This is a genomic window from Enterocloster sp., from assembly GCF_057861365.1.
Window position 1 is genome coordinate 26,710 of the sequence record NZ_DBMACH010000012.1, and the last position, 12,775, is coordinate 39,484.

The 12,775-nt window shown below is 48.0% G+C and carries 12 protein-coding genes; 4 read left to right on the forward strand and 8 right to left on the reverse strand.

The annotated features are described in order from the left end of the window. Positions 1-1,569 carry a sugar ABC transporter ATP-binding protein gene (locus ACZM6M_RS12610; protein ID WP_489490460.1) on the reverse strand — a complete coding sequence of 523 codons (1,569 nt, stop codon included), beginning with the start codon at positions 1,567-1,569 and terminating at the stop codon, positions 1-3. A 284-nt stretch (positions 1,570-1,853) separates the two neighbouring features. On the opposite strand from ACZM6M_RS12610, the gene ACZM6M_RS12615 reads away from it, so the two are divergent. The 3 genes from ACZM6M_RS12615 to ACZM6M_RS12625 are packed head-to-tail and all read left to right on the forward strand — an operon-like array spanning position 1,854 to position 4,743. Next, complete coding sequence (locus ACZM6M_RS12615; RefSeq protein ID WP_337433480.1) at positions 1,854-2,765, forward strand: sugar-binding transcriptional regulator; 912 nt, start codon at positions 1,854-1,856, stop codon at positions 2,763-2,765. Between the two features lie 4 nt (positions 2,766-2,769). Continuing rightward, on the forward strand, positions 2,770-4,332 hold the full coding sequence (gene lsrK / locus ACZM6M_RS12620; RefSeq protein ID WP_337433479.1) for an autoinducer-2 kinase: 1,563 nt from the start codon (positions 2,770-2,772) through the stop codon (positions 4,330-4,332). 54 nt (positions 4,333-4,386) lie between these two features. Continuing rightward, positions 4,387-4,743, forward strand: a complete 357-nt coding sequence (locus ACZM6M_RS12625; RefSeq protein WP_066543009.1) for a cupin domain-containing protein — start codon at positions 4,387-4,389, stop codon at positions 4,741-4,743. 36 nt (positions 4,744-4,779) lie between these two features. On the opposite strand, the gene ACZM6M_RS12630 is transcribed toward ACZM6M_RS12625, so the two are convergent. Continuing rightward, positions 4,780-5,382, reverse strand: a complete 603-nt coding sequence (locus ACZM6M_RS12630) for a nucleoside recognition protein (protein ID WP_337933668.1) — start codon at positions 5,380-5,382, stop codon at positions 4,780-4,782. 142 nt (positions 5,383-5,524) lie between these two features. Between ACZM6M_RS12630 and ACZM6M_RS12635 the strand changes: the two genes are divergently transcribed. Continuing rightward, complete coding sequence (locus ACZM6M_RS12635; RefSeq protein ID WP_066543011.1) at positions 5,525-6,187, forward strand: YitT family protein; 663 nt, start codon at positions 5,525-5,527, stop codon at positions 6,185-6,187. A gap of 359 nt (positions 6,188-6,546) precedes the next feature. Here ACZM6M_RS12635 and ACZM6M_RS12640 read toward each other — a convergent pair whose 3' ends face one another. The 6 genes from ACZM6M_RS12640 to accB form a co-directional block, all read right to left on the reverse strand. Beyond that, positions 6,547-7,371, reverse strand: a complete 825-nt coding sequence (locus ACZM6M_RS12640) for a MerR family transcriptional regulator (protein ID WP_337933664.1) — start codon at positions 7,369-7,371, stop codon at positions 6,547-6,549. 125 nt (positions 7,372-7,496) lie between these two features. After that, positions 7,497-8,633 carry an NAD(P)H-dependent flavin oxidoreductase gene (locus tag ACZM6M_RS12645; RefSeq protein ID WP_418762496.1) on the reverse strand — a complete coding sequence of 379 codons (1,137 nt, stop codon included), beginning with the start codon at positions 8,631-8,633 and terminating at the stop codon, positions 7,497-7,499. After that, entirely contained in the window at positions 8,633-10,393 is a 1,761-nt protein-coding gene (locus ACZM6M_RS12650; protein ID WP_418762497.1) for an acetyl-CoA carboxylase carboxyltransferase subunit alpha, read from the reverse strand. The genes ACZM6M_RS12645 and ACZM6M_RS12650 overlap by 1 nt, the downstream gene beginning before the upstream one ends. A 26-nt stretch (positions 10,394-10,419) precedes the next feature. After that, positions 10,420-11,772, reverse strand: a complete 1,353-nt coding sequence (locus tag ACZM6M_RS12655; RefSeq protein WP_489490461.1) for an acetyl-CoA carboxylase biotin carboxylase subunit — start codon at positions 11,770-11,772, stop codon at positions 10,420-10,422. Positions 11,773-11,786: 14 nt separating this feature from the next. Continuing rightward, positions 11,787-12,212: a 3-hydroxyacyl-ACP dehydratase FabZ gene (gene fabZ / locus ACZM6M_RS12660; RefSeq protein WP_066543024.1), complete on the reverse strand. Its 426-nt coding sequence runs from the start codon at positions 12,210-12,212 to the stop codon at positions 11,787-11,789. A 24-nt stretch (positions 12,213-12,236) separates the two neighbouring features. Next, positions 12,237-12,767, reverse strand: a complete 531-nt coding sequence (gene accB, locus ACZM6M_RS12665) for an acetyl-CoA carboxylase biotin carboxyl carrier protein (RefSeq protein WP_296037572.1) — start codon at positions 12,765-12,767, stop codon at positions 12,237-12,239. Between the last annotated feature and the right edge of the window lie 8 nt (positions 12,768-12,775).

Consider the following 12,775-nt stretch of genomic DNA (forward strand, 5'->3'; position numbering starts at 1 on the left):
TCAGCCCTCTCCTTCTTCTTTTACATCAAACGATGCATTCATCAGTGTGTTCTGATCGATTTCAGACTTTGACAGCGTTCTTGTCACATGCCCCTGGAACATGACAACCGCCCGGTCAGACAGTTCAATAATCTCTTCCATATCCGAAGAAATCAGCATGATCGCCACGCCTTTTTTCTTCAGTTCCAGGATAATCGAATATACATCACCTCTGGCTGCTGCGTCAATACCACGGGTCGGTTCATCTAAGATTACCAGCTTAGGAAGAGAGGAAAGGCATCGCCCAATCACTACCTTCTGCTGATTTCCACCCGAAAGGCTGCCGCAGGACTGCTCCTGCCCGGTTACCTTTGTCCTGAAATCATCAATATATTTCTGAGTGATTTCCTGCTCTTTCTTCTTATTAAGAAACACCTTTCCCATCGCGATATTAAACAGCAGAGAGGATGTCGTGTTGGCTGCTACGCTGCTCATTCCAAACACACCGTTCTGCCGACGATCCTCAGGTACATAGTTAATACCTGCCGCAATCACCTCTCTGGTCGAAAGCCCTTTTACATCCTTTCCCTCCAGAAGCACTTTTCCTGAAAGTGGTTTTTCCCGGCCAAAAATCGTAGTTGCCAGTTCCGTCCGGCCTGCTCCGACCAATCCGGCCACACCCAGGATCTCTCCTGGATAAACCTCAAAATTGATATCCTCAAATCCATAACCCGAAAAATGCTCCAGCTTTAAAACGGGCTTTAAATTTGTATAATCAATCGTAATCTCTTCTGTTTCGCGCTTCTCTACCTCTTCCATATTAGGAGGCAAAAGCCCCTTCACCAGCATCTCTCTTGTAAAATCACCAATGGGTCCCTTCAGTGTGATCACGCCGTCCCGCATGATCGCCACATGAGTACCAATGGTAAATACCTCTGCCATGCGATGAGTGATATAAATAATGCCGATCCCGCGGCTTTTAAGATCTGTCACTACCTTAAATAATGCTTCCACCTCATCAAAGGTCAGCGCCGATGTAGGCTCGTCCAAAATCAGCACCTTGGCATTTCTCATCATACCTCTGAGAAGCTCTACGATCTGCTGCTCTGCAATAGACAAACTCAGCGCCTTTCTGCTAAGATCCAGATTCCAGCCGATATCTTTTACAATTTTTACCAGACGGCTGTGCAGCTCCGACTTCACTCCGGTAAACCCGATAAGGATGTTTTCCTCTACTGTCATATTAGGAAACAGCATGGGCTCCTGAGGAACCATGTAAATTCCCTTTTGAAGGGAAACAACGGGCTTAAAACTGGAAATGCGTTCTCCGTCTATGTAAAGCTCGCCCTGATCCGGCTGATAGATTCCCATAATAATCTTCATGAGAGTCGATTTTCCGGCTCCGTTTCCGCCGATCAGCGTCAAAACCTCTCCTCTTCCAACACTTAAATCAATTCCCTTCAGCACTACGTTCAGACCAAATCTCTTTGTGATCCCGCGTACAGAAAGCAATTCTTGTCCTGTCTGTTCCTGGACGGTCTGGCTCATGTCAATCCCCTCTCCGATTTTGTATTTTTGTTTGACTCTCAAACATTTTTACCACATACTCAGTATAATCATATCGCCCATGTTTGTCAAGTTGTTTCTATTTTTTAATATTTAAAATGCATAATACTATTGATTTTTTTATTTTTTTGTTATATATTTTATACATCATACAGCTATTTTCATTATCTTGCTCATTTATACAAGCTGTATTGACACCTTTTTCCCTTTATGGTATATTTATTTGCATATTGAACATATGTTATGTATAATATCATTTGTTCATAATTAACTGTAATTATAAAATATTCAACTAAGGGGTAAATACAATGAAGTATGATGATGAACTGATCTTAAAGGCCGCCTGGTATTATTATATTGAAAACATGACCCAACAGGCGATCGCATCCAAGCTGGAGATTTCCCGCATGAAGGTAATACGCCTGCTGGACGTTGCCAGAGAAACCGGAGTAATCCAGTTTCGGATCTCTCCTGATTTGGGGAAACACCTTCCGGTTGAACAGGCCCTGCGGGAAAAGTGGGATCTGAAAGATGTTCTCATCATTCCAACACCGGATGACCGAAATCAGCTGAATGAATACCTGGCTCTGGCTGCCGCCAACTATCTGGCAGACCGTATCTCGGAAAACACCTTTATCAATATGGGATACGGCGATACGCCGTCACGGGTGTTAAACCACCTGGCCAATATCATTGACACGCCGGTTTCTGTCGTATCCTTTACCGGAGGCGTCAGCTACTATCTTCCTAACAGCACTTCAAATGTGTTTAAGGCAAGACTCCATTTATACCCCGCTCCTCTGCTTCTTTCCTCCAAAGAGGTCTGCCAGGCTATCTTACAGGAGCCAAGTATGATGGAAATCCGGCGGATGGTAGGACTTTCCTCCTTTTCCATTGTAGGAATCGGAGCCATGAATAATGATGCAACCATCATTTCCAATGGCATTTTAAGCAAAAATGATTTTACCTATCTGACGATGAAGGGAGCTGTAGGAGACGTACTGACCCACTTTATCGATAAAGACGGTGCTCCTGTTGTCACTAATATTGAAGACCGTCTGATCAGCACCCCGCTGTCCACTCTAAAAGAGCTGAATAATGTCATCGGCATTGCCGGAGGCGAACAGAAAGTTACTGTGATCAAGGCAGCTTTAAAGGGCGGTTACATTGATTCCCTGATCACAGATGAAGAAACTGCAAGAAAATTGATAGGAGAATAAAACTATGGCAAAGTATTTAATGGCGATCGACGCCGGAACCGGCAGCGTCCGCGCTGTCCTCTTTGACCTGGAAGGAAACCAGCTGGGATGTTCCCAGCAGGAGTGGGAGCACGCTGAGAACCCCAGATATCCCGGCAGCATGGACTTCGATTGGGTACATAACTGGGATCTGGCCAGAAGCTGCATCCAGGATGTGATCTCAGAAACCGGAATCGATCCAGCCGAAATCGGCGCTGTTTCCACTACCTGCATGCGCGAAGGCATCGTTCTCTATGACAAAGACGGCAATGAAATCTGGGCCTGTGCCAACGTAGACGCCAGAGCCAATGATGAGGTAGCCGAACTGATCCATTCCTATCCGGGCCTGGAAAAGGAACTCTATCTGGAATCCGGCCAGTCCTATGCACTGGACGCCCTTCCAAGGCTTCTCTGGGTAAAGAACAAGCTGCCGGAAATCTATGAAAAGATCGACCGTATCGGCATGTTTAATGACTGGCTGATCTACAAACTGACAGGTATCCTGGCGGTAGAGCCTTCTAACGGCTCCACGACCGGTCTGATGGATTTGAAAACCAGAACCTGGGATCCGTCAATTCTGGATCGCTGCGGATTAAAGAGCAGCATCTTCCCTCCGGTAAAGGAATCCGGCACAGTCGCCGGAACCGTCACTGCCAATGCAGCCTTACAGACAGGCCTCACAGAAGGAACGCTCGTTGTAGTAGGCGGCGGCGACGCCCAGCTGGGATGCATTGGCGTAGGCGCTGTAGATGCCAATGATGCCGCAATCTTCGGCGGAAGCTTCTGGCAGTACGAATACAATACAGACCGTGCTGATACAGACCCCCAGTGCCGCGTTCGCGTCAACTGCCATGCAGTAAAAAACATATGGCAGTATGAAGCCCTGGCATTTAAGCCCGGTCTGGTGATGCGTTGGTTCCGGGATGGCTTCTGCCAGCTGGAAAAACAGCTTGCCGAGAAATCCGGATGTGATGTCTATGACCTGATGAACCGGGAAGCCGAAAAAATCCCCGCCGGCTGCTATGGCATGATGTGCACCTTTTCCGATGTAATGAACTTTATCAACTGGAAACACGCCGCTCCTACGTTTACAAATTTCCAGCTGGATCCGGCTCATTTTAACCGATATACCTTTTACCGGGCAATCCTAGAAAATACCGCCTTGGTTACAAAAGGCCACATGGAACTGGTACAGGAATCTACCGGACATATGCCATCCGAGGTTATCTTCGCCTCCGGCGCCTCTAAGAGCCCGCTCTGGAGCCAGATTCTGGCGGATGTACTTGGCATCCCTGTAAAGGTTCCTGCTGTCAAAGAGGCTACCGCTCTGGGCGCAGCCCTGATCGCAGGCTATGGCGCAGGAATTTACCCGAATATCTCTGCTGCTGCTAAAAGACTGGTAAAGATCGACCACACCTATCTACCGAATATGGAAAATCACAAAGTATACTGTGAAATGTATGTGCAGTGGAAAAAACTCTATGCTGCCCAGCTAGCTCTGGTAAACGAGGGACTTACTACCCCTATGTGGACCGCACCTGGCATTTAGTATCTGTTTCATTACGATAAATCAAACTGTGCTGCTGCACAAAAGGAGGATTCTATGTATATTATAAATGAAAACGAGAGAGAATACCGCTTCGGTGACAGCGGTCCCAAATACCTGATGAAGGGCCCGCGTATGAATTTTGCCATCGTACAGTTCATGCCCGGACAGGATTTCACTGCTCATTACCACAATGTAATGGAAGAAAACTTTTTCATTCTGGAAGGCAAAATTGATATTGTTGTAGACGGCAAAGTAAACACACTCTCTGCCGGCGATCTGATCCATATCGAACCATCTGAGGTTCACTACTGCATCAACAATTATGACGTTCCCGTTAAAATGATCTCCACTCTGGCTCCTTATCAGGAAGTCGATAAGGTGGAGGTAGAAAATTACACTTACGAAAAATAAACCATATTCAAATGACGCCGCGTGTCATCACCGGCGTCATTTTTTTCTTCCCATTATCTTACAAAATATGACAGCTGCAATTGTACTGGCGGCTGTAGCCGCCAGACACGGCCCGGTTATCGCCGCAGGAGACGGGCTTCCGTACTGGCTCCGATAGGCGATCATATTTACAGGGATCAGCTGCAGGGAGGAGATATTCAGTATCAGAAAGGTGCACATATCCGTGGTTGCTGTAACCGGATCACCTGCAAAGCCGCCATGACCGGATCCCTCCGCTTCTTTTTTTAATTCTTCCATAGCTTTTAATCCCGCAGGGGTAGCTGCCCAGCCAAGCCCTAATATATTGGCAATAAAATTAATGGAAATCTGTCTGGCCGCCTCACTGTCCGGAGAAAGATGCGGAAAAAGGAAACGCAGCACCGGCCTCATCGTCCTGGAAAGACGTTCGATCAGTCCCGCTCCGCGGCCGATTTCCAGTATTCCCGTCCACAGCGACATAACTCCCAGCATTGTAATGCATAAGGATACCGCCTCTTTTGCCGAGGCCAGCGCTCCCTGAGTAACCTGATCCAGCCTTCCATGGACCGCCGCCCACAAAATTCCCGACAGGATCATTCCTGACCAGAGGACATTCAGCATACGCGTTCTCCTTTTTCTATCCTGCCTGATATTCTATGCCCGAACATCCATAAATATTCCTTTTAAGATCCCCCTCCCCTTGACACCTCACCCCACTGTCCTGCTATAATAACAGCATCATATCAAGAAAGGATGTTTTAATATGTTGCAGCTGAACAGGCTGTCACACATAGTCAAACGGGAGCTGAAGGAAACCTTCGTTCCCAAAACTACGGTTTCTATTATCATTGGCACAGCCATTACCACCTTTGGACTTTATAATGTCCACCAGCAGGCCGATATTACCGAAGGCGGTATCCTGGGACTGATCCTTTTACTGAATTTCTGGCTTGGCATGTCCTCCTCTCTGCTGTCCCCGGTACTTGATTTTCTCAGCTATCTCATGGGATTTAAGTATCTTGGAAAAGAATTTTTAAAGACTTCCATATTTGCCACATTGTGTATGGCCGGATTTTTCCGTTTATGGGAGCTTTTTCCTCCGCTCCTCCCCAGCCTGGCAGATATCCCTTTTGCCGCTTCAGTCCTGGGAGGCTGTTTTATCGGAATCGGCTGCGGCCTTGTAGTCCGCCAGGGCGCTTCCTGTGCGGGAGATGACGCGCTGGCCCTTGTAATTTCCAAGATAACCGGATGGCGGATTTCCAGAGCCTATCTTTTTACCGATCTTACGGTTCTTATTTTGTCCCTGTCCTATATCCCCTTAAAACGGATCATCTACTCTTTGATCACGGTTACAATTTCATCGTATCTCATTGATTTTATCACCCGTTTTGGACAAACTAAGGAAAATACGGCTGCCGAGGTATAATTTTGTGTATTACAGGTTATCCACAACCTAAATGTTGTGTTCTGTCGATTTTACACCATATATGTTGTGTTTATCGGTGGATAATGTGGATAACTTTGTGGATAACCTTGTTTATACCTTGGGGAAAGTCAAGGGAAAACATGGGGAAATATGTATTTTTATGTGGAAATAGCTTCTATTGTTAAATATTTATCCACATTTTTGACGAATTTTCCCTGTTTCTGTAAGAATATTTACATTTCTTTACGTTTTTATAAACCCTATTGACCCTGGAGCAGCTCCATCCTTTATCCTTACACTGTCAGTAATGACGCAGACCCGCCAGGGAGAAACGCTTCTCCCGGCGGGTCTTCCCCCTTTTATGGTGTCTGATCGGACTGTATCACGGGCATATAAAGCTCCAGATAATATGTATCCGTCTCTTCTCCCAAAAAAGAACTCATGTTGTTGGAGTACAGCATCCCGGAAGGCGTAATCCCCCGTTTTTCTGCCCACTCTGTCATTTTTTCAGCAGCCGCATAATCCGGAAGCAGCTCTTTTGACGACTCTATAGTATAGATACAGGGTACCGTATCCGTAAGCGGATATCTGGACAGATCAAAGCTTTTACTGATAAAATGCTCCAGTCCCCTGTACACCAGAAGCTGCGTCCCTCTGTTTTCCAGAGACTCATGTTCCACAGAGAACATATTGTAAAAATATGCCATATCCAGGCCGCTGACCTCGGAGGACATGGAAAACCACTGGCGCAGCCCATCATATATATCCTCGCAGGTATCCAGAATATATGCCTGCGGAAACTTCTTCAGGCTGTATTTCCCCATACAGTCCTCGATACAGTCCATATCCTTTAAAGACAGGCTCATCCTGGCGATACTCTGCCTGCGCCTGAGGATTTCTTCCTCTTCTTCCTTGATCCTCTGCTCCAAATGCCTCCTCATACCGGCAACGCTTCTATTGTCCTTAACCGATTCCCGGATTTCCTCCAGACTGTCATTCATCTTTCTCCGGTAAACAATGCACATCAGCCGATAGATATCTTCATCTGAAAAATACCGATATCCATTTTCCTTTTTGTTCGCCCGGATCACGCCCTTTTTTTCATAAAAACGCAGCGCATCCCGGCTTAATCCAACGATGCGGGACACATCTCCGATGAGATATTCCTTCTTTTTATCTGCCATTTTTCTTTTCCTTGCTGTTTTAACATTTTTTGACGTTTCTATCTTACCTGCAAATCGGAAGCAGGTCAACGGAGGGGGGCAAATAAAAAGAGCCGGATCCTTTTCCGACTCCTTTTCATACCATTCTATCCGATCAGCAGTGCATTCATAACGCCTTCTACGGTTTCGATCCGCTCGGAACGGAAGGCGTTGCTTCCGCAGAACAGAAGCGCTGTATCCTCAGCTCCTTCTGCCGCATTCACAAGGGCATTGGTAATGCAGTATGGGATCGTCTTAATATCACAGTGCTCCAGACACTGGAAGCAGGCTCTGATGGCAGGACGTTCTCCTTCTTTGATCTTCTTTAAGAAGGGATTTAAAATCGCTCTTCCGGGCATACCTACCGGGCTCTGAGTGATGACGATATCCTCCTTTGAAGCCTGAATATACGCCTGTTTATAGACATCCGGCGCATCACATTCCTCCGTTGTCACAAAGCGGGTAGCGACCTGGACTCCCTCTGCTCCCAGCTCAAACTGGTGCTTTACATCCTCATGGGTGTAAATGCCTCCGGCAGTAACCACCGGGATATGGGTATCGTATTTCTCCTCATATCCCTTTACCACCTTCATAATTGCCTTTACTTCCTCATCATAAGCGGCCTGGTCATAGGTCTTCTCCACATCTGCACTGTCCGCTCCGTACTGCGTCAGCTGCTCCTTTGTAAAGCCCAGATGGCCTCCTGCCAGAGGACCTTCTACCACTACAAAATCAGGAACCCTGTGATACTTTCTGTCCCACATCTTACAGATCACCATAGCAGCCTTTGCAGTCGATACGATGGGAGCCAGCTTGGTACGGCGAAGGAGCTTTTTGCCCACTGCCTTCATTTCCTCATAAGCTGCTTCTGCATATTCCGGCAAAGATACGGGAAGTCCTGCTCCCGATATAATGGCGTCGGCTCCTGCCTTCACGGCCTCCTTCACCCACATATCGTAGTGTTTTGTGGCTACCATGATGTTAAAGCCGATTGCTCCCTCAGGAGCAATTTCTCTGGCCTTTTTAAACTCATTACGGATCGCACGCAGATTGGCCTCAACAAAGTTCGTTTTAAAATCCGGCTCTCTAAAACCGATCTGAGCAGTGGAGATAATCCCCATTCCGCCGGCCTTTGCCACGGCTCCGGCCAGACGGTGGAGGCTGATTCCAACCCCCATTCCACCCTGGATCACCGGTTTTTCTATTTTAAGATCACCAATTACCAATGGTTTGAAATTACTCATCACATTCTCCTAAATCTCTGATATCTGTGTTCTGCCAGTTCCTCTTCTGTCATAGCCTGATAGGCTTCAAAGAAGCCTGCCATGGCCTGATCCATAAATCCGGCAATACGATACAGGGTATCTGTACTTGCGGGATCTTTTTCCGGAATAATCTGCTCAATCAGCCCCAGCTGCTTTAAATCTGCCGCTGTTACCTTCATGACCTCCGCTGCTTCAGGGGCCTTTTTGCTGTCCTTATAGAGAATGGAGGCAAAGCCTTCGGGAGACAGGATGGAGTAGATCGCATTTTCCAGCATCCATACCTCATCTGCCACAGCCATAGCCAAAGCGCCGCCGCTTCCGCCTTCTCCGATCACGATGGAAAGAATGGGAACCTTCAGATCTGACATTTCAAAGAGATTCCTTGCAATGGCTTCTCCCTGTCCTCTCTCCTCTGCCTCCAGGCCACAGAAGGCTCCGGGTGTATCCACAAAGCACACAATGGGACGTCCAAAGGTTTCTGCCTGCTTCATCAGACGCAGGGCCTTGCGGTAGCCATCCGGGGAAGGCATACCAAAGTTGCGTTTAATATTGTCTTTGGTATTTTTTCCCTTCTGCTGACCGATTACCGTAACCGGCATACCGTGGAACATGGCAATACCGCCTACGATCGCCCCGTCATCCTTGAAATAACGGTCTCCGTGAAATTCGATAAACTCGTCAAATACAGCGTTGATATAGTCAAGAGCCGTAGGACGGTCGGCTTTTCTGGAGAGAAGAACCGTATCCCAGGCTGTTTTTTCATGGTGTTCTCCTGCTTTTGAACGATGACCAAAGGATTCAGAACCGGCTGCATGAGTTTTCTGCGCCTCAGGCTCACTTTCCTGCCTCAGCATCCCCGGCTCCACAGCGGTCATCCCGTGCTTTCTGTGCATATAAAGGATCTGGCCGATCACACGCTTCTGATCTTTTCTCTCCAGTATCATATCTACAAAACCGTGCTCCAAAAGGAACTCTGCTCTCTGAAAGCCCTCGGGCAGCTTCTGTCCGATGGTCTGCTCGATGACCCTGGGGCCTGCAAAGCCGATCAGGGCATGAGGCTCTGCGATAATAATATCGCCCAGCATGGCAAAGCTTGCAGTCACTCCGCCTGTGGTTGGATCTGTAAGTACGCTGATAAAGAGCTGTCCGGCCTCATGGTGGCGCTTTAAGGCAGCGGAAGTCTTTGCCATCTGCATCAGAGAAACGATCCCCTCCTGCATTCTGGCTCCTCCGGAACAGGCAAAGAGGATCACCGGAAGCTTTTCCTTCGTAGCCTGTTCTACTGCCTGGGTAATCTTTTCTCCTACCACATGGCCCATACTGCTCATAATAAACCGGGCGTCACAGACGCCGATGACGGCAGGATTTCCCTCAATCATGGCCTTACCTGTGACGATTGCTTCGTTTAAATGACTCTTTTCTCTGGCAGCAGCCACCTTTTTCTCATAATTTGGAAAATCCAGGGGATTGGAGAAGGGCATTTCCTGGTTCCATTCCTCAAAGGTGCCTTCATCGGCGAGCATTTCAATCCGGCGGTATGCATGAATGCGGAAATAGCCGTCACATTTCGGACAGACGTAATAATTGTTCACTACATCCTCCACATAGATCGGCTGCCCGCACTTATTGCACTTGCGCCACAATCCCTGAGGAATGGAGGGCTCTTCGCTGTCTCCGGCTTTCGGCCTGTAGATCGTATCGATCTTGGTATACGTTTTTTTGAACATATTACGCAGCATAAGGCTACTTCCTTTCTAATCTCTGATTATTTTACATACTCCGGAAAATATTTCTCGATAAATCCCGTATCTGTATCACCGCTTCGGAACGCTTCATTTTCCAGAATTTCATACTGGAAGTTGATATTCGTCTCAATTCCCTCGATGATCACCTCGCCAAGGGCGCTCTGCATCTTGGCAATAGCAGCTTCACGGTCTTTATCGTATACGATCAGCTTCATAAGCATGGAATCATAGTTTGCCGGAACCTTGTAGTCGCTGTAAATATGGGTATCCACCCGGACGCCGTTTCCTCCCGGAAGATGTACGGTCTGGATCCGTCCCGGACAGGGCATGAAATGCTTCTGGGGGTTCTCTGCATTGATACGGCACTCAATGGCATGGCCGCGGATCTCTACCTGATCCTGAGTCACGCTTAAGGGTTCTCCCGCTGCAACGCGGATCTGCTCCTTGATCAGATCAAGGCCGGATACCATCTCTGTTACAGGATGCTCCACCTGGATACGGGTGTTCATTTCCATAAAATAGAAATTCTTGTCCTTATCCAAAAGGAATTCTATGGTTCCCGCATTTTCATAGCCAACAGACTTTGCAGCCCGTACAGCTGTCTCACCCATCTGTCTGCGAAGCTCCGGAGAAATGACGCTGCAGGGTGCTTCCTCTAAAACCTTCTGGTGGCGTCTCTGAATGGAGCAGTCTCTCTCTCCCAGATGAATCACATTTCCAAACTTATCTGCCATAATCTGGAATTCCACATGGCGGGGCTTTTCAATATATTTTTCAATGTACATAGTATCATCGGAAAAGCCCTTTACAGACTCCAGCTGGGCAGCATTGAAGAACTCTGTAAAATCCTCTTCGCTTCTGGAAATGCGCATTCCCTTTCCGCCGCCGCCGGAGGATGCCTTGATCATCACAGGAAAACCTATTTCCTTTGCCATGACAAGTCCGTCTTCTGCTGTGTATACAGCCTCCTTGCTTCCGGGAACCACCGGAACTCCGGCCTCGATCATGGTCTTTCTTGCCTCGGATTTATTTCCCATCCGGTTGATGATCTCTGCGGAGGGGCCGATAAAAGTAATATTACACTTGCTGCACAGCTCTGCAAAACGGGCATTTTCAGACAGGAAGCCAAAGCCCGGATGAATGGCGTCTGCCTTCATGGCTACAGTTGCCGACAGGATCCGCTCCATGTTCAGATAGCTTTGAGTAGATGGAGCCGGGCCAATACAGATGGCTTCGTCTGCTAAAAGAGTGTGAAGGCAGTCTCTGTCTGCCTCAGAGTACACAGCTACCGTCTGAATCCCCATCTCACGGCAGGCGCGGATGATGCGGACTGCGATCTCACCTCTGTTTGCAATCAAAATCTTGTTAAACATTCTATTTCTCCCTATCAGCCGATCATAAAGGTCAGCTCTCCGGTAACAGCTACCTTTCCGTCTACCGTAGCTGTGGCCTTTCCGATGCCTACCGGGCCCTTCTGGCGGATGATCTCGCACTCTAAGCGCAGACGGTCTCCCGGAACTACCTTGTGCTTGAATTTCAGCTTGTCAATTCCGCCGAAATAAGCGGTCTTTCCCTTAAAGCCTTCCTGAGACAGGATAGCCACTGCGCCAGTCTGAGCCAGAGCTTCTACCATCAAAACTCCCGGCATAACGGGCTCCTGTGGGAAATGGCCTCTGAAGAAGGACTCATCATAGGTGATGGCCTTGTAGCCTACGGCTCTGACGCCGGGCTCCAGCTCCTCAATGCAGTCCACCAGCAGGAATGGATGGCGGTGGGGAATGATTTCCTGAATCTCTTTAATACCCATTAACATATCGTAATCCTCCTGATGTATGCTTTATTTAATGCGGAACAGAGGCTGGCCGTACTCTACCACATCCTCGTTGTTTACAAGAACTGCCTCTACTACGCCGTCATATTCGCTCTCAATTTCATTCATCAGCTTCATTGCTTCGATGATGCCGAGGATCTGTCCCTTTTTCACGGTATCGCCTGCTTTAACATAAGGCTCTGCATCCGGGGAAGAGGAGCTATAGAAAGTACCTACTAACGGAGAAGTGATTACTTTATCAGAACCAATGTCCGTTCCTGCATCCTTCGCCTCTGCCGGAGCTGATGTCTGTCCTGCGGGCACACCTGCCGGAACCTGTACGCCAGAGGCGGCCACTGTCTCGGGAGCCGGAAGAACGTGGGCCGGGGCGGAGGCCGCAAATACAGCCGGGGCTGCGGGAGCGCCTACGGTCACAATCTTTGCCTCTTCCTTTTCTTTTCTCAGGGAAATAACCGTATCTCCCTGCTCCAGCTTAAAGCTGGTTAAACTGGAATCAGACACCGCCTGAACCAGTGTAAGGATCTCGTCGATATTCATGTTCATGT

Bases quoted from the DNA above. Each gene is read 5' to 3' on its own strand.
- ACZM6M_RS12630 (WP_337933668.1), bottom strand. From the start codon at position 5,382: ATGCTGAATGTCCTCTGGTCAGGAATGATCCTGTCGGGAATTTTGTGG.
- ACZM6M_RS12650 (WP_418762497.1), bottom strand. From the start codon at position 10,393: ATGCTGCGTAATATGTTCAAAAAAACGTATACCAAGATCGATACGATC.
- ACZM6M_RS12635 (WP_066543011.1), top strand. From the start codon at position 5,525: ATGTTGCAGCTGAACAGGCTGTCACACATAGTCAAACGGGAGCTGAAG.
- ACZM6M_RS12625 (WP_066543009.1), top strand. From the start codon at position 4,387: ATGTATATTATAAATGAAAACGAGAGAGAATACCGCTTCGGTGACAGC.
- ACZM6M_RS12655 (WP_489490461.1), bottom strand. From the start codon at position 11,772: ATGTTTAACAAGATTTTGATTGCAAACAGAGGTGAGATCGCAGTCCGC.
- fabZ (WP_066543024.1), bottom strand. From the start codon at position 12,212: ATGTTAATGGGTATTAAAGAGATTCAGGAAATCATTCCCCACCGCCAT.
- ACZM6M_RS12640 (WP_337933664.1), bottom strand. From the start codon at position 7,371: ATGGCAGATAAAAAGAAGGAATATCTCATCGGAGATGTGTCCCGCATC.
- ACZM6M_RS12645 (WP_418762496.1), bottom strand. From the start codon at position 8,633: ATGAGTAATTTCAAACCATTGGTAATTGGTGATCTTAAAATAGAAAAA.
- ACZM6M_RS12615 (WP_337433480.1), top strand. From the start codon at position 1,854: ATGAAGTATGATGATGAACTGATCTTAAAGGCCGCCTGGTATTATTAT.
- accB (WP_296037572.1), bottom strand. From the start codon at position 12,767: ATGAATATCGACGAGATCCTTACACTGGTTCAGGCGGTGTCTGATTCC.
- lsrK (WP_337433479.1), top strand. From the start codon at position 2,770: ATGGCAAAGTATTTAATGGCGATCGACGCCGGAACCGGCAGCGTCCGC.